14 protein-coding genes are annotated in these 15,043 nt (G+C 60.4%); 6 read left to right on the top strand and 8 right to left on the bottom strand.

Annotated features, from left to right (window positions below; genetic code table 11):
• The first annotated feature begins 170 nt into the window (after positions 1 to 170).
• Together AC3ISG_RS15905 and AC3ISG_RS15900 are read left to right on the top strand one after the other, a co-directional pair.
• Positions 171 to 431 (top strand): DUF1652 domain-containing protein, encoded by a 261-nt coding sequence (locus tag AC3ISG_RS15905; protein WP_489297408.1) that lies wholly within the window; start codon positions 171 to 173, stop codon positions 429 to 431.
• Between the two features lie 85 nt (positions 432 to 516).
• A complete protein-coding gene (locus AC3ISG_RS15900) occupies positions 517 to 969 on the top strand; it encodes a hypothetical protein (protein WP_489297407.1) in 453 nt (150 codons plus the stop codon).
• An 11-nt stretch (positions 970 to 980) separates the two neighbouring features.
• Here AC3ISG_RS15900 and AC3ISG_RS15895 read toward each other — a convergent pair whose 3' ends face one another.
• A complete protein-coding gene (locus AC3ISG_RS15895) occupies positions 981 to 1,295 on the bottom strand; it encodes a hypothetical protein (RefSeq protein ID WP_163022186.1) in 315 nt (104 codons plus the stop codon).
• 946 nt (positions 1,296 to 2,241) lie between these two features.
• Here AC3ISG_RS15895 and AC3ISG_RS15890 point away from each other — a divergent pair.
• Together AC3ISG_RS15890 and AC3ISG_RS15885 are read left to right on the top strand one after the other, a co-directional pair.
• Entirely contained in the window at positions 2,242 to 3,609 is a 1,368-nt protein-coding gene (locus AC3ISG_RS15890; RefSeq protein WP_420793103.1) for a pyridine nucleotide-disulfide oxidoreductase, read from the top strand.
• 178 nt (positions 3,610 to 3,787) lie between these two features.
• Complete coding sequence (locus AC3ISG_RS15885) at positions 3,788 to 4,720, top strand: ketopantoate reductase family protein (protein WP_122537952.1); 933 nt, start codon at positions 3,788 to 3,790, stop codon at positions 4,718 to 4,720.
• Between the two features lie 36 nt (positions 4,721 to 4,756).
• On the opposite strand, the gene AC3ISG_RS15880 is transcribed toward AC3ISG_RS15885, so the two are convergent.
• On the bottom strand, positions 4,757 to 6,010 hold the full coding sequence (locus tag AC3ISG_RS15880) for a M20/M25/M40 family metallo-hydrolase (RefSeq protein WP_489297406.1): 1,254 nt from the start codon (positions 6,008 to 6,010) through the stop codon (positions 4,757 to 4,759).
• A gap of 163 nt (positions 6,011 to 6,173) precedes the next feature.
• Here AC3ISG_RS15880 and AC3ISG_RS15875 point away from each other — a divergent pair, with 163 nt between their 5' ends.
• A complete protein-coding gene (locus AC3ISG_RS15875; RefSeq protein WP_489297405.1) occupies positions 6,174 to 6,410 on the top strand; it encodes an HP1242/YdcH family protein in 237 nt (78 codons plus the stop codon).
• A 279-nt stretch (positions 6,411 to 6,689) separates the two neighbouring features.
• On the opposite strand, the gene csrA is transcribed toward AC3ISG_RS15875, so the two are convergent.
• The 3 genes from csrA to AC3ISG_RS15860 form a co-directional block, all read right to left on the bottom strand.
• Complete coding sequence (gene csrA / locus AC3ISG_RS15870) at positions 6,690 to 6,878, bottom strand: carbon storage regulator CsrA (RefSeq protein ID WP_122537958.1); 189 nt, start codon at positions 6,876 to 6,878, stop codon at positions 6,690 to 6,692.
• A gap of 590 nt (positions 6,879 to 7,468) precedes the next feature.
• The gene (locus AC3ISG_RS15865) at positions 7,469 to 8,821 is read right to left on the bottom strand and encodes a GntP family permease (protein ID WP_122537960.1); all 1,353 of its coding nucleotides are present in this window, start codon (positions 8,819 to 8,821) and stop codon (positions 7,469 to 7,471) included.
• Between the two features lie 128 nt (positions 8,822 to 8,949).
• Positions 8,950 to 9,477 carry a gluconokinase gene (locus tag AC3ISG_RS15860; RefSeq protein WP_163023182.1) on the bottom strand — a complete coding sequence of 176 codons (528 nt, stop codon included), beginning with the start codon at positions 9,475 to 9,477 and terminating at the stop codon, positions 8,950 to 8,952.
• A gap of 268 nt (positions 9,478 to 9,745) precedes the next feature.
• On the opposite strand from AC3ISG_RS15860, the gene gntR reads away from it, so the two are divergent.
• A complete protein-coding gene (gene gntR / locus AC3ISG_RS15855; protein ID WP_489297404.1) occupies positions 9,746 to 10,762 on the top strand; it encodes an HTH-type transcriptional regulator GntR in 1,017 nt (338 codons plus the stop codon).
• A gap of 331 nt (positions 10,763 to 11,093) precedes the next feature.
• On the opposite strand, the gene AC3ISG_RS15850 is transcribed toward gntR, so the two are convergent.
• From AC3ISG_RS15850 to glcF, 3 genes are all read right to left on the bottom strand, one after another.
• Complete coding sequence (locus tag AC3ISG_RS15850; RefSeq protein WP_489297403.1) at positions 11,094 to 13,271, bottom strand: malate synthase G; 2,178 nt, start codon at positions 13,269 to 13,271, stop codon at positions 11,094 to 11,096.
• 71 nt (positions 13,272 to 13,342) lie between these two features.
• Positions 13,343 to 13,750, bottom strand: coding sequence for a heme-binding protein (locus AC3ISG_RS15845; protein WP_122625337.1), 408 nt, complete (start codon positions 13,748 to 13,750; stop codon positions 13,343 to 13,345).
• A 66-nt stretch (positions 13,751 to 13,816) separates the two neighbouring features.
• Positions 13,817 to 15,040, bottom strand: a complete 1,224-nt coding sequence (gene glcF / locus AC3ISG_RS15840) for a glycolate oxidase subunit GlcF (RefSeq protein ID WP_489297402.1) — start codon at positions 15,038 to 15,040, stop codon at positions 13,817 to 13,819.
• Positions 15,041 to 15,043: the final 3 nt, after the last annotated feature.

The following is a 15,043-nucleotide window of genomic DNA, read 5'->3' as shown; positions in this document are numbered from 1 at the left end:
CGACAAAGGCTGTTTGCTTCACTTTGGGCTGCGGCGTATAAGTTGAATATCCCTGTTTGCCGACTGGCGAATGGTGGCCCGGGAAACATTTCCCTCGTGGTGTAAACGGTTATTTATGGTCAGGCGAGCGGCTGAAGGCATCACCCAGTCCTGCCTGTGGAGGATTGAAGATGATTGCCTGTACGCTCTCCACGCTTGAACTGCGCAACATTATAGAAAGTGCGTTTCTGCCCCTGCGTTGCAACTGCACGGTGATAGAGGATCGAATGACGGTTGAAGTCATCGACCCTGCCACTCAGCGCGTCGAGTTGTTCGCTTCCAATATTGCTCTGGACTCGCTCGATAATAGCCACGCCTTGTGCGTACTTATCCGTGACCTTCAGGCCGACCTCGTGAAGGCCAGGCATTACCCGCACGCGCTGGCGAGTTGAGCGCAGGGCTCTAGCAATAATCCCCGTTCCGCCTTATGTTGGTCTTCATCGGCCAAGGCGGCCAGGCGGGACATTGAGGATTTGCATGGCGTACGCGCAACCCGAGATCGATGCAGTACAAGAGCAGAACCGGGCGGCGCCATCGCGCCGCCGTCGCAAGGTAATCATCGGCGTCAGCTGCCTGCTGGGCATTGTTGTGGTTGGCGCTGCGTCGATCATTACGATGCTGGAGCGGCTGGAAACGCGGAACGCCAGCTTCCGACCGCCGATGACGTCCCTGGAGCGAGAGCAACTGCTCCCACCGGAGCCGGTGCTGGAAATCAAGCCTCAGGTTGAAGGCCTGCGCTACGGGGCCGACGTGCTGCCCGTACGTCAAGGTGCGGGCGGGGAGGCTACCTCACTTGATACAGCGCCGGCCTCTGCGGCAGTGCTGCCTTTCATCCCTCCGACCCTCGCCATTCCTCCCAACGTGGAGCCCCGGTCCGGCAAACCCCTTGGGATCGCTCAGGCTGTCCACGTCCACAACGGCGCGCAGTAGCGCGAGCGTTTTCAATGCGTGCGGTGGAGGTGCTCATTCTCGAAGAGCAGCTTGTAGTGCTCCTCGCCGTTGTCTTTAACCGCATAGTGCTCACGAACGGGCCCCGCCTCAATGCGGCCATCCATTGCAATGCGAATGATCGATGACTTGGGCAAATAATCCGGCACATCGCCGAGGATAGTCAGCTCGCGCAAGCTGTGCCCCTCGTGCTCTACCGTGGCAAGACGTACTCGGCAGGTTGCCTGCATGGGAATAGGCCCGAACAGCGTGTCCCGTGAATAATCAATTTCGGCGATGCTGGACCGATGAGTTTTATCAGCATTCATAGGGTCACCTCTCTGTCCTTGGGAAAGTGCTAACACACCACAATGGAGGTACGGCAGGGCCGAATAGTTCTCAGCCGGCCATACGAAAGTAGCCCATTCATCGGATCCGGCAGCGTTCTCTGGCCATTGCAGACGGCTTATTACACTTAGGAAGATGAATAATTCTGGCGTCAATTAATTCTGCGGAACGTCAATGATCATAGAGAAGTACGAGCAACAATTGACTCATGTCGCATTGGATTTTCCGAACTCGGTTAATTAAAACCGCAGCGACCTGCGATTCGCAGTTAAATTGCGAGGGGCGGTGATTTTATAAATCCATGGGCTCACTACGCAGCGCCGATTTATTGGCGTCAAAATATAAATCTCCATATAAATCAGTAGGATACGATACCTAACTCACGCAAACTCCTTTGTCTCGTAAAATTGACACTTAGTCAGTTCTTTGCAACTATCACTTTACGTTTTCGACTTCGCTTAATGGCGCTTAGTACAAGCGCCTGGCACTTTTTATTCCAGGATGAATCCGTTCAGGCGCGCGATGAGTTGGCGGTAGCGTCCCTCGGAGAAAACTGAGAACAGGCGGCGCGGACAGCCGACTCGACGAAGCCTCGGGAAGGAGGTGCCGCTCTCAAAGTGGCGCCCCAGAGGCTCCCCCGGACCAATAGACCCGGGTTGATGCTCCTGTTAGCACAGCCGCCGACGTGTCGCTGTTCATTGCGGTGTTCATGCCTGCCAGATTTAGTCAGTCAGTAACAGCTCATTTATTTTTAACTAGAAAGTTCAGACATCGCCTCAGCGATAGCGGTTGGATGCGCACGTAAGTGCGGTTGTTCATAACGCAGGCGGCGATACGGTAACGACCCAGCGTGGAGTGACAATTATGCAAGGAGATCATCTGGAAACCGTTTGCGGTTGTGTAGTAGGAGGTGCCGGACCTGCAGGAATGGGGCTGCTGTTCAACGCATTGAAAAGCGGCGCCATGCCAGAACTGGCCAAGGAAGGTTTAATCATTGTCGACGCAAGTCCCACGCCGGGCACGGGTCGTCTGGGCGATTACCGAATCACCGCCAACTCGGTGGGCGATGTGTTTCTGGATTGTCTGCGCGACCCGGCGCTGCGTGATGTATTTGAACCCCTGGAACATTCGCCCGCCTACTGGCGCATCCGACACCAGGCGCAAAGCGCGCCGCAGTTGGCGGACGTCGCTGAACTGCTGGCGGAAGCCTCGAAGCTGGTGCTCGACTTTATCGTCGAGCGCTATGGCGTGAAGTTATGGAGCAGCACGACGATCACCGAGATCGTGCGCGAAGGCGATGAGTATCAGGTGTGGGTCGAGTCAGATGGCCGCAGTCGGCGTATTCGCAGCCGCGCAGTCGTCCTCAATCTGGGCGGCTGGCAGGACCCGCAGCACCTGCTCGACAGCCTGGCGGATCAAGGCCTCGCGGTGCCACCTTCGGCGCGGATCGAGAGCGCCGACGCGCTGCTGAGAATGAACGCCGTGCAGTTGCGCCACCTTTTTGCGACGACGCTGGCGGGCAAAGGACGGGTATGCGTCGTGGGCGGCTCCCACAGCGCGTTCTCGGTGCTGGAAAACCTGGCCGACGCGCTGGAGTTTGCCGGCCTGGAGGAGGTGACGCTGGTGCACCGTTCGCCGATCCGCCTGTTTTACGAAACTGCTCAAGCCGCGCTGGATGCGGGTTATGCGTTCGATGCGGCGAGGGACGTCTGCCCGGTGTCGGGTCGGGTCAACCGCTCCGGCGGTTTGCGCTACCGGGCGCTGGACGTGGGCCGTGAAGCCCTGTCCAAAGGCCGGATCGGCAAAACCGGCGTGCGCGTGCAGTTGCTGCAAACCCATCAGGGCCCGGCCGATCAATTGGAGCGAGCGCGTCAGGCGCTGGCGGAAGCCGAAATTGTCGTGCAGTGCACGGGCTACCAACCAGTGTTGCCGGCCTTGAGTCATGCCGGTGGCGAGGCCATCACGCTGATGGAGGTCAAGGGGGGGCTGGATTCCGATCCCTCGGGATGTCCGCTCGACGCCAGCGGTCAGCGCCTGCATGGTCTGCACCTGTTCGGTCTGGGCGCAGGACTGGGCGTCGATCCGCGACTGGGCAGCGAAGCGTCCTTTGACGGCCGCATCTACGGCGTCTGGCAGTTCCATCACGACGCCAGCGGTGTAGTGATCGACTCGGTGCTGACCCGCTTGCAGACCCCGGCCGTGCAGCCTGTCCCTGCGGCGCCGCGACTGGTGTCCAGTCGCAGCGAAGAACGTCTGCCGTTCCTCTGGCCCGTGCTGGCCAACGCGCAATCCTGACTCTCCTTGCAGCACTTCTATCCCGGCGCACCTTTGTTTTGGTGGTCCGGGATTTTTTTTGGCCGTGACTCCGCCATGGAAAATATATGTTGGCCGCCATATAAGCAGTTAGCCAGAGTCCGGCGGCTGATCTATTCTGCTTGCCTGACCCTCGGCGTTGCATAACAGGAACTGACCAATGCGGATTTTGATGGTGGGCGCGGGTGCGATCGGCGGCTATTTCGGCGGACGATTGCTGGACGCCGGGCGAGACGTGACATTTCTGGTGCGCGAAGGGCGGGCGCAAGAGCTGGAGCGTGACGGACTGATCGTGCGCAGCCCGCTCGGCAACATCGAATACCTGTCGCCGCCGCAGGTCATGGCGGCAATGCTGGACACGACGTTCGACCTGATCGTCCTCAGCTGCAAGGCCTACGACCTCGACACCGCCATGGAATCTTTCGCGCCAGCCGTCGGCCCGGACACCTTGATCCTGCCGCTGCTCAATGGCATGGCGCATCTGGATCGGCTCGCCGAGCGGTTCTCTCCCGCAAACGTGCTCGGCGGTCAATGCCTGATCTCGCTGGATCGTGATGCCTCCGGCGTCATCCTTCACTTGAACGACACCAACCAGCTCTCGTTTGGCGAACGGGACGGTGGGTTGACGCCGCGCATTCAGCAGGTCGCCGATGCGCTGGGCAATGCAGGATTCGACGCGGTCCTGAGTGAACAGATTACTCAGGAGATGTGGGAAAAATGGTGCTTCATCGCGACCGGGGCCGGCATTACCGGGTCGATGCGGGCGAGCATCGGCGACGTGGTTGCCAGTGGCGGGGAAGGGCTGATTCTGACGCTGTTGGATGAGTGTGCCCGGGTAGCGGACCACGCCGGATACCCGCTGCGCAGTGAGATCCGCCAACGGTTTGAGAAGATGCTGACCACTCCCGGCTCGAAGATGACCGCCTCGATGCTCAGGGACATCGAGCGCGGCGCGCCGATTGAAGTGGAGCATGTGTTTGGCGAGCTGATTACCCGTCGGCCAGGCGCCGACAGGTCACCTGCAGATTCTCTGTCGGCACTCGATTACGTGTATCTGCACCTGCGCACGTATGAGGCGCGGCGGCTCACGTAACAGGCTCATGTAAAAGGCTCGGGGAGCAGGCGTAGGTCACTTTCCCGGAGTGTGCGTCGCCAGCTCCATGATCATCCGCGTCAACAGGTAAATGCGCGGCGACACACTGTCGACTTCGGCATATTCCTCGGGCGTGTGAATGTTGCCGCCAACGATGCCGAAGCCGTCCAGCGTCGGCACACCGACCCCGGCCGAGAGGCTCGCATCGGCCGCGCCGCCGCTGCCCTCTATGGTCAGCTTGCGGCCGATCTCGCCGTAGATGCCCTGAGCGATATCGACCAGCTTGTCGGTTTCCGGCGTCTGCGGCATGGGCGGCAAGCCGCGCTCAAGACGGGTCGTCACTTGGGTGTCCGGGATCAGTTTGTCAGCCGACACCCGCGCCAGATCCTTCTCGATACGATCAAACTCCTCCGGCACGGCGGCGCGGACATCGGCCTTGGCGGTGGCTTGATCCGGGATCACGTTGGTGCGATCGCCGGCGTTGAGCACGGTGAAGTTGATCGTGGTCTTCTTCTCGGCATCGCCGAGTTTGCCCAGTTGCAGGATCTGATGTGCCGCCTCCATGGCCGCATTGCGCCCCAGTTCCGGCGCGACGCCGGCGTGAGATGCCTTGCCCTTGACCTCAACCACTGCGGTGGCGCTGCCTTTGCGCCAGATCACCAAGCCGTCGGCAGGGCGTCCCGGTTCCAGGTTCAGGGTCACATCGTGCTGTTTGGCGACCTTTTGAATCAGTGCCGTAGCGGCGGCCGAGCCGGTTTCCTCGCTGGCGTCCAGCAGGAAGGTAATCTGCGCGTAGTCCTTGAAGTCGAGCTTCTTCAGGATCTTCAGCGCATAAAGCCCGGCGACGATGCCGCCCTTGTCGTCCATCACCCCCGGTCCGTAGGCACGTCCGTCCTTGATGTGGAACGGACGGGCAGCGGCAGAGCCTTCCTTGAACACCGTGTCCATGTGCGCCATCAGCAAGATCTTCGCCTTGCCGGTGCCCTTGAGCGTCGCGACCACATGCTGGCTCTTGTCCGGCGCGGTGTTAGGGACCATTTCGATAGTCGCGCCCAGCGCCTTGAGCTGCGCGACGACGATGTCACGCACTTGGGTCAGTCCCGGCTCATAGCCGGAGCCCGAATCGATATTGACCAGTTGCTCCAGCAGCTTCAGCGCTTCGTCCTTGTATTGCTCGGCATCCGCCTGGACCTGTTTGTTGGGCTCGGCGAAGACAGGCGCTGCCGCGGAGAAGGCGATACCGAAGGCCAGAGCGCTGGCGAGAAGAGAACGGGAAAACGGCGAGGTCATGGTCGATCCTTGAAATGGCATGAAAAGGGTTCGACCGATACCCTAGCCCGTTGTACAGGATCGTGCATGTCAAAACGCGTTATTCACATCGGCAAAAACGCCGAACCTTTAAGCTGGGCTACCCTCAACATTCCTACATCAGTCATCAGAGGAGAGGCATCCCATGCCGGTTAAGCACGATTTGTACGCGGACCTGAGCATCACCAAAGAAGACCTTGCCGAGCGCAAAGGCGGCGACGCGAAGCTCAATGCCTTGGTCGAGCACTACGATGAGCTGGACATCCAGATTGTCAGCGCCGAAGAGGCGGGCGATATTCCCGATGACGAATTGAAAAAACTCAAGGAAAAACGCCTGCAGGCCAAAGACAGCATCGCCAGCCACCTGAACACGGCGGGCTGATCGGGTTAAACCGGTTGATAACAAAAACGGCCGATCTCTTATGGAGGTCGGCCGTTTTAGTTGGCGATACCGGATGTCTGACAACTTGTCGCGACATCCGGAAGTGCATCGTCCGATACGCAGATTCTCTGCATTCGCTCACGCTTAGTTATCAGCGAAGCTGACTTTGATGGATCCAAAGTCCAGACGAAAAAAAACGGCGCCTGGTCAGTCGCCGTCGCCGATCTGTCAGCACCTGATGGCCGCTGACAGTTATCGAATAAGCATAAACCGGTGGGTTTATTGCGGATCCTGGTCGGTTGCAGTTTCGGCCTTGATGCGTTTGTAGATTTCTTCGCGGTGTACGGAAACATCTTTCGGGGCGTTGATCCCGAGACGGACCTGGAGGCCCTGAACGCCCAGAATGGTAACGGTGATGTCGTCACCAATGTTTATGCTTTCGCCGACTTTACGGGTGAGTATCAACATAATCTTTTCCTTGATGGCCTCATGAAGCGCCTCTGCCGGGAGGCTGGCGTGAGCCTTTGGGTGATGGTAATTGCCGATTGCATCCAAATGCGGTCATCAGTATGACGCCATTGGTACGATTTTAATTCCCCAGGTTCATCGTCTCGTCACAGTGAGCGTCGCTCCTGGGGCAGAACGGCATGGGAATCTTGCCTGATGCTGGCGGTAATTTCCCGTACGAATCGGCTATCGCATTGATAGCCGGATTCAGAGCGGCGCCTATTCCACACTCCTTTGCCCTTTATTGCAAAGAACTCGTAGCGGCCGGCGATGAAATTTTCATTAGATTGCCTCGTACGAGTTCTCTGGGAGGAGTGTAGGAGACTTCCTAAATGAGTACCGGCAAAACGCCGTAACTTTAATCGAATTGATGACGGGATGTGTGAACGGTTTTGTATCAGGCCCGGCTGGGCTGCACCGAAGACTCGGGTGGCGTCATCAGCAGAGCGGTGGTGAGCGCTTTGAGTGGGTCAGAAATGACATGCCCACCGTAGAGGTGGGCATGGGGACAGCGGCAAGGATCGCAGCGTCAATTTGCCGCGATCAACCCATCAGACCACCATCGATAACAGCATGATCAGGATGATGCCCACGACCGACAGGATGGTTTCCATCACGGTCCAGGTTTTCAGCGTCTCGGACACGGTCATGTTGAAGTACTGCTTGACCAGCCAGAAGCCCGCGTCGTTCACGTGGGACAGAATCAGCGAACCGGCGCCGGTCGCCAGTACCAGCAGCTCACGGTTCACGCCCGGCACCATGCCGACCACCGGTGCGACAATCCCGGCACCGGTGATGGTGGCGACGGTGGCGGAACCGGTAGCGATGCGGATCACTGCGGCCACCAGCCACGCCAGCAGAATCGGTGAGATCTGCGCCTGCACGGCCATGTGGCCGATCAGGTTACCGACGCCACTGTCCACCAGCATCTGCTTGAAACCACCGCCGGCACCGACGATCAGCACGATTGCGGCGACGGGCGCCAGGCTCTGGTCGAGCAGCTTGATGATGTGGTCGCGGCTGAAACCACGTGCCGAACCAAAGGTGTAGAACGCCAGCAGCAGGGCAAACAGCAGGGCAGCGATCGGGTGACCGATGAAGTCCATCCAGATGCGGAAGATGTGACCGGCTGGCAGCGCCACGTCGGCAAACGTCTTGAGCAGCATCAGAAACACTGGCAGCAGGATCGTCACCAGGGTAATGGCGAAGCTTGGCAGGTTGTCGTTGGTCGACTCCTTGGCAATCTGGTCCATCAGCTCTTTCGACGGGTTGCCCGGAATGCGCTGGGCAATCCACTTGCCGTAGATCGGGCCGGCGATGATCGCAGTCGGGAACGCAACGATCAGACCGTAGAAAATGGTCTTGCCGATGTCAGCATTGAAGATGCCGATGGCCAGCAACGGACCCGGGTGCGGAGGCACCAGGCCGTGGACGGCCGACAGGCCTGCCAGCAACGGGATACCGATCTTGACGATGGACACGCCGCTGCGACGGGCAACGATGAACACCAGCGGGATCAGCAGTACGAAGCCGATTTCGAAGAACAGCGGGATGCCCACCAGAAACGCCGAAAACATCATGGCCCAGTGCACGCGGTCCTTGCCGAAGCGACGGATCAACGTCTGGGCGATCTGGTCAGCACCGCCGGAATCGGCCATCAGCTTGCCGAGCATGGTGCCCAGGCCAAGAATGATGCCGACGAAACCCAGCACGCCGCCGAAACCGTCCTGGAATGATTTCATCACTTTTTCGACCGGCATCCCGGAGGTCAGCCCGAGAAAACCTGCCGCGATGGTCAATGCAATAAAGGGGTGGACTTTGAACTTGGTGATCAAAAGCACAAGGCCAATGATGGTCACCAACGCATCGACCAGCAGATACGTGTCTTGAGTCATGCCGAACATGGGGGTGTCTCTCCGTTGTATTTTGTTTTTTTGGAGCTACTGCTTGACGCTGTTGCTCTCTGCCCTGTGAAGCGAGGGCAGCGTCATCAGAGACAGCGCTACCTTTGTCGCTCACGCCTGATCGAGGATCAAGAGCCGGTGCGCGCGGTGACAGATGGGGTTTGTGGCTCGGCGCTGGACTCGCTCCACCAGGTGGCCGCTTCCTTACCGATGGTCTCGATGGATTTGGTCGCGTCCACCACCAGTGTGCGGTCCTCGTTGTAAGGAGGTTCGAGGGTCGCGAACTGGCTGTCGACCAGACTGGCCGGCATGAAGTGCCCCGGGCGATGGGAACAGCGTTCGGTGGCGAGTTCTTTGGTCAGCTCCAGAAACACGAAACCCAGCCCCGGCACGGCCGCACGCAGACGGTCACGGTAGATGAGCTTGAGGGAGGAGCAGGTGAGAACGGGTTTTTCGCCGTTTTTCAAGGCGGTGGCAACTTCTTCGCCGAGGCGGGTCAGCCAGCCGGCGCGATCGTTGTCGTCAAGCGGATGGCCCGCGCTCATCTTGTCGATGTTGGCTTGAGGATGGAACGCATCACCCTCGATCAGGCGGCCGCCGCTGTTGTTTGCGATGGCCTCGCCGACGGCACTCTTGCCGCAGCCGGAAACACCCATTACCACGATGGCGGAAATAGCATGTGGAGCAGTAGTCATAAAAACCTCGTCCCGGAGACAGCGCTGTCTTCGCCGAATGGTGTGCAAGTCCGGCGAGACTGTTTCCAGGTGTAGTCATTGTTATGGGTATCTCGCTGATCCATGAGATGCAAAAACCCGGTCGTGGAATCGATCGAAAAGTTGCGGGCCTCCGTGAGATAGCGCTACCTTAGAGCCCATCCCACACAATCGCAACCCCCTCAGCTTTCTTCCAATCAGTTGGCAACGCATGACACGTATTGGTTCCCGTTCCACCGGTCGTCCCACCCTTAATGAAGTCGCCAAACTGGCCGCCGTCTCGCCGATTACCGCGTCCCGAGCCTTGCGTGGCGTGAGCACCGTGGCACCGCAGCTGGTGGAAAAAGTCCGCGCTGCTGCGCTGAGTCTAGGCTATGTCGCCAATCCTGCTGCACGGGCCCTGGCGTCTTCGCAAAGTCAGTCGGTGGTAGTGCTGGTGCCGTCGCTGTCCAACCAACTGTTTATCGAAACCCTCGAAGCCATTCAGACGGTCTTGCGCCCGCGCGGGCTGGAAGTGGTGATCGGTAACTATCACTACTCGCCTATTGAAGAAGAGAACCTGCTGCGCAGTCATCTGTCTCACCGACCGCGCGGCATTCTGCTGACCGGCTTTGACCGCAGCGTGGCGGCGCAGCAATTGCTCGCCTCCAGCGGCGTGCCGTGCGTGCACATGATGGAACTCGACCCGACCCGCGCCGAGCCATGCGTAGGGTTTTCCCAGCAACAGGCAGGTGCCGAGGCGGCGCGTCATTTGTTGAGCCGTGGCCGGAGACGACTGGCGTACGTATCGGCGCAGCTCGATCCACGGGTGATTCAACGGGGCGTTGGCTTTCGCGGCGTGCTGGAGCAGGAAGGGCTGTATGACGAGGCATTGCAAATGGCGTCGCCGCTGCCGTCGTCCATCGGTCTGGGCAGTGAGCTGTTTGCCCGATTGCTGGAAGCACATCCGGACGTCGACGGGGTGTTTTTCTGTAACGACGACCTGGCCCAGGGCGCATCGCTGGAGGCCCTGCGGCGGGGCATCCGCATTCCGCAACAGGTTTCGCTGATCGGCTTCAACGACCTGCCGGGTTCGGCCCATATGGTTCCGCGCCTGACCTCCATCCGAACCCCGCGCGAACAGGTCGGCCAGCGCGCCGCGCAACTGTTGCTCGGCTTGCTGGACGGCACGGTCCACGTAGCACAGGTGGATCTGGGGTTTGAACTGGTGGTGCGGGAGAGCACGTAGGAACTTCGTGAGCAAGGTGGAACGCCACCCCGGTCACCCCGACAAATCCAGGATCAGCTCCGAAGCCTGAGTCGAATGCTGATCGTGTGGGAGCGAGCTTGCTCGCGAATGCTGACTTCCAGCCGGTAGAGATGCAGCGGCTGGACTGGCCCCTTCGTGAGCAAGCTCACTCCCACAAGTCCTCCATCCACCCCAAAGCTTGAGTCAGACGCTGAACCTGTGGGAGCGAGCTTGCTCGCGAAGGCATTCTGTCAGCCAGCCTGAGTGCTGCTGACCCAGCCCATTCGTGACTAAGTCACCTCCACTTCAAATCCCCAGCGCTTCCGCTCGATCAATGCTCCTTCTTGAACGCCAAGCGGAACTCGTGCAACAGCGGTTCGGTGTAGCCGCTCGGCTGTTCGCGGCCTTTGAACACCAGCGCGCTGGCGGCCTGGAAGGCCACTGATTTTTCGAAATTGCCGGCCATTGGCGTGTAAGCCGAGTCCCCGGCGTTTTGCCGGTCGACAACCTTCGCCATACGTTTCAACGCATCTTTCACATAGTCCTCAGAGATCACACCGTGGCGCAGCCAGTTGGCGATGTGCTGGCTGGAAATGCGCAGCGTCGCGCGGTCTTCCATCAGGCCGACGTTGTGGATGTCCGGCACTTTGGAGCAGCCAACGCCTTGCTCCACCCAGCGCACCACATAGCCCAACAGACCCTGAGCGTTGTTTTCCACTTCTTCGCGAATCTGATCCTCGTTCCACTCCGCCTTTTCGACGACGGGGATGCTCAGCAGGTCCAGCAGAATGTCTTCGCTGATGCTGTCCAGATCGACCTGTTCCAGCTCCTGCTGCACCGCTTTCACGTCCACTTTGTGGTAGTGCAGCGCATGCAAAGTGGCCGCGGTAGGGGACGGAACCCACGCCGTGGTTGCGCCGGATTTCGGGTGCGCGATCTTCTGCTCCAGCATGTCGGCCATCAGGTCCGGCATCGCCCACATGCCTTTGCCGATCTGCGCTCGCCCGCGCAACCCGCACGCCAGGCCCACCAGCACGTTGCTCCGCTCGTAGGCCTTGATCCACGGCGTGGCTTTCATGTCGCCCTTGCGCAGCATCGGCCCGGCTTCCATTGAGCTGTGCATCTCGTCGCCGGTGCGATCAAGGAAACCGGTGTTGATGAAGGCCACCCGAGAGGATGCGGCGTCGATGCACGCCTTGAGGTTGACGCTGGTGCGCCGCTCCTCGTCCATGATCCCCATCTTCAGGGTGTTGCGCGGGATTTTCAGCGCGTCTTCGATGCGGCTGAACAGGGTGTTGGCGAACGCGACTTCGTCCGGCCCGTGCATCTTCGGTTTAACGATGTAGACGCTGCCGGCGCGGGAGTTGGTGCGGTTGTGCAGGTCGTGCAGGGCAATCAGGCTGGTGATGACGCCATCAAGAATGCCTTCGGGGATTTCCTTATTGCCGTCGTAGAGGATCGCCGGGTTGGTCATCAGGTGGCCGACGTTGCGGATGAACAGCAGCGAGCGCCCGTGCAGGGTAATCGCGCTGCCGTCGGCCGCCGTGTATTGGCGGTCGGCGTTCAGGCGACGGGTGATGGTCTTGCCGTTCTTGACCAGCGCTTCGGTCAGGTCGCCTTTCATCAGGCCCAGCCAGTTGCGGTAGATCACCAGCTTGTCGTCGGCATCGACCGCGGCGACCGAGTCTTCGCAGTCGATGATGGTCGACAGCGCGGCTTCCAGCAGCAGGTCCTTGATTCCGGCCGGGTCAGTGGCGCCGATCGGGCTGGCGGGGTCGATCTGGATTTCGATGTGCAGGCCGTTGTTCTTCAGCAGGATTGCATTCGGCTGGCGCGGCTCGCCCTGATAGCCGATGTATTTCTCGGGCTGTGCCAGGCGCGACTGGCTGCCGTCGGCGAGGGTGACCAGCAATTCGCCGCTGTCCACCGCGTAGGCCTTGGCGCCGACATGGGAGCCGGACGCCAGGGGCGCGGCTTCATCGAGCAGAGCGCGGGCGAAAGCGATGACTTTCTCGCCACGCAGCGGGTTGTACCCGGCCTTGATTTCGGCGCCGTTGGCCGAGGAAATGGCATCGGTGCCGTATAGCGCGTCGTACAGCGAACCCCAGCGCGCATTGGCCGCGTTCAAGGCGTATCGGGCGTTGGCGGCAGGCACCACCAGTTGCGGACCGGCCTGTTCGCTCACTTCGATGTCCACCTTGTGAGTGGAAACCTTCACCTGCGCCGGCACCTGCTTCAGATAGCCGATGCTGTCGAGAAATGCGATGTACGCCGGCATGTCGGTGACCGGGCCAGGGTTGGATTTGTGCCACTTGTCCAGTTGAGCCTGTATGCGGTCACGCTCTTTCAGCAACTCGCGGTTGACCGGGGCGAGGTCGTGGACGAGCGAATCGAAATCGGCCCAGAACAGTGCCGGGGTCAGGCCTGTGCCGGGAATCACTTCCTCGTCGACAAAGCGCTTGAGGTTGGCCGCCACTTTAAGGTTGTGGCAATTGACGAATTCGGTCATCAGGGGTCTCCATCGTGAATAGGTGTTGGCACCCTTGGGCGCCGGCGCGTAGAGCGTTATCGCGGGTGGCGTTATTGCGCGCTCACCGCCGCCACCCCGGCCTTGGCCACTTGCGCATCCTGGTCGGCCTTCACGCCGGACACACCCACGGCGCCGATGGTCTGGCCGTCGATGATCACCGGTACACCGCCTTCCAGCGAGGTCAGCAGCGGGGCGGTGACGAATGCGGTGCGGCCGCCGTTGACCATTTCCTCATAGCCCTTGGATTCGCGACGCCCCAGCGCCGAGGTGCGGGCTTTTTCGATGGCGATGTAGCCACCGATGGGCGCGCAGCCGTCGAGGCGCTCGAAGCCCAGCAGGTGACCGCCGTCGTCCGTCACGGCGATGGACACCGCCCAACCGTTGTTCTGCGCCTCGGTACGGGCGGCAGCGAGGATCTGGGTGACTTCGGTCTGGGTCAGTACGGATTTGGTTTTCATGCAGTTCTCCTGAAGGGCAAAGGGTGTCATGCGTGTCGGTCTGATACGGAGCCAGGGCGCCTGCAATCAAATTGGAGGCAACGCGTCCTCGATGAGTTCGATCCAGTGTTTGACCGGCGTGCGGTTGGCGCTGGCCAGATGGGTCTGACAGCCAATGTTGGCCGTCGCGATCACGTCCGGGTTGCCGCTTTCCAGCGCGTTCATCTTGTTGTCCCGCAGCTGTTTCGCCAGCACCGGTTGGGTGATCGAATAGGTGCCGGCCGAGCCGCAGCATAAGTGACTGTCGGGCACCGGTGTGAGATTGAAGCCCAGCCGGGTCAACACCGACTCGACGGCGCCGCCGAGTTTCTGCGCGTGCTGCAGCGTACACGGGCAGTGGAAGGCCAGGGTCTGGCGGGTGCAACCGCCGAGCTGCTCCAGGGGTTCGGCGCGAAGCACTTCGACCAGGTCCTTGGTGCGTTCGCTGATGGCCGCGGCTTTTTGCGCGTAAGCCGGGTCGTTGCGCAGCAGGTGGCCGTAATCCTTGACGAAGGCGCCGCAGCCGCTGGCGGTCTGCACAATGGCTTCGGCACCGGCCTGAATGCTCGGCCACCACGCATCAATGTTCCGCCGCGCCCGCTGCAGGCCTTGTTCCTGGGCGTTCAAGTGATAATCCACGGCGCCGCAGCAACCGGCCTGAGCGATGGATGTGACGCTGATGCCCAGCCGATCCAGCACACGCGCCGTGGCCGCATTGGTGTTGGGCGACAAACCGGGTTGCACGCAGCCCTCGAGGATGAGCATCTGTCGCGCATGCTGACGGGTCGGCCGCGCTTTGGCCGGGCGGATGTTGCCGGGCAGCTTGGTCTTCAATGCGCCGGGCAGCAGCGGCCTGAAGGAGTTGCCCAACTGGGTCAGGGATTTGAACAGCCCGGCATTGGGAACAACGGCGCGCAGGCTGTCGCGCAGTAATCGTTGGCCCAGCGGGCGCGGTACGGCGGCGTCGACCACTTCCCGGCCAATGTCCAGCAGGTTGTGGTAGTCGACGCCGGAAGGGCAGGTGGTTTCACAGTTGCGGCAGGACAGGCAGCGGTCCAGGTGCAGCTGGGTTTTCTCGGTGACTTCCTTGCCTTCCAGCACTTGCTTGATCAGGTAAATGCGCCCGCGTGGCCCATCCAGCTCATCGCCGAGCAACTGATAGGTCGGGCAAGTGGCGTTGCAGAAACCGCAGTGCACGCAACTGCGCAGAATGCTTTCCGCCTCTTCGCCACGGGGCAGGCTTTTGGCGTGTTCGCTCAGGGTCGTCTGCATGGT

The sequence above is a fragment of the Pseudomonas sp. GL_135 genome, assembly GCF_057834665.1.
Note: the sequence above shows the minus strand (reverse complement) of the source record. Positions and strands in the feature narration are given on the sequence as shown.

Coding starts and splice junctions, on each gene's coding strand:
- AC3ISG_RS15900 (WP_489297407.1), top strand. CDS start 517: ATGGCGTACGCGCAACCCGAGATCGATGCAGTACAAGAGCAGAACCGG.
- AC3ISG_RS15880 (WP_489297406.1), bottom strand. CDS start 6,010: ATGACCTCGCCGTTTTCCCGTTCTCTTCTCGCCAGCGCTCTGGCCTTC.
- AC3ISG_RS15850 (WP_489297403.1), bottom strand. CDS start 13,271: ATGACCGAATTCGTCAATTGCCACAACCTTAAAGTGGCGGCCAACCTC.
- AC3ISG_RS15845 (WP_122625337.1), bottom strand. CDS start 13,750: ATGAAAACCAAATCCGTACTGACCCAGACCGAAGTCACCCAGATCCTC.
- AC3ISG_RS15875 (WP_489297405.1), top strand. CDS start 6,174: ATGCCGGTTAAGCACGATTTGTACGCGGACCTGAGCATCACCAAAGAA.
- AC3ISG_RS15905 (WP_489297408.1), top strand. CDS start 171: ATGATTGCCTGTACGCTCTCCACGCTTGAACTGCGCAACATTATAGAA.
- AC3ISG_RS15865 (WP_122537960.1), bottom strand. CDS start 8,821: ATGTTCGGCATGACTCAAGACACGTATCTGCTGGTCGATGCGTTGGTG.
- glcF (WP_489297402.1), bottom strand. CDS start 15,040: ATGCAGACGACCCTGAGCGAACACGCCAAAAGCCTGCCCCGTGGCGAA.
- AC3ISG_RS15885 (WP_122537952.1), top strand. CDS start 3,788: ATGCGGATTTTGATGGTGGGCGCGGGTGCGATCGGCGGCTATTTCGGC.
- csrA (WP_122537958.1), bottom strand. CDS start 6,878: ATGTTGATACTCACCCGTAAAGTCGGCGAAAGCATAAACATTGGTGAC.
- AC3ISG_RS15890 (WP_420793103.1), top strand. CDS start 2,242: ATGGGGCTGCTGTTCAACGCATTGAAAAGCGGCGCCATGCCAGAACTG.
- AC3ISG_RS15895 (WP_163022186.1), bottom strand. CDS start 1,295: ATGAATGCTGATAAAACTCATCGGTCCAGCATCGCCGAAATTGATTAT.
- gntR (WP_489297404.1), top strand. CDS start 9,746: ATGACACGTATTGGTTCCCGTTCCACCGGTCGTCCCACCCTTAATGAA.
- AC3ISG_RS15860 (WP_163023182.1), bottom strand. CDS start 9,477: ATGGGTGTTTCCGGCTGCGGCAAGAGTGCCGTCGGCGAGGCCATCGCA.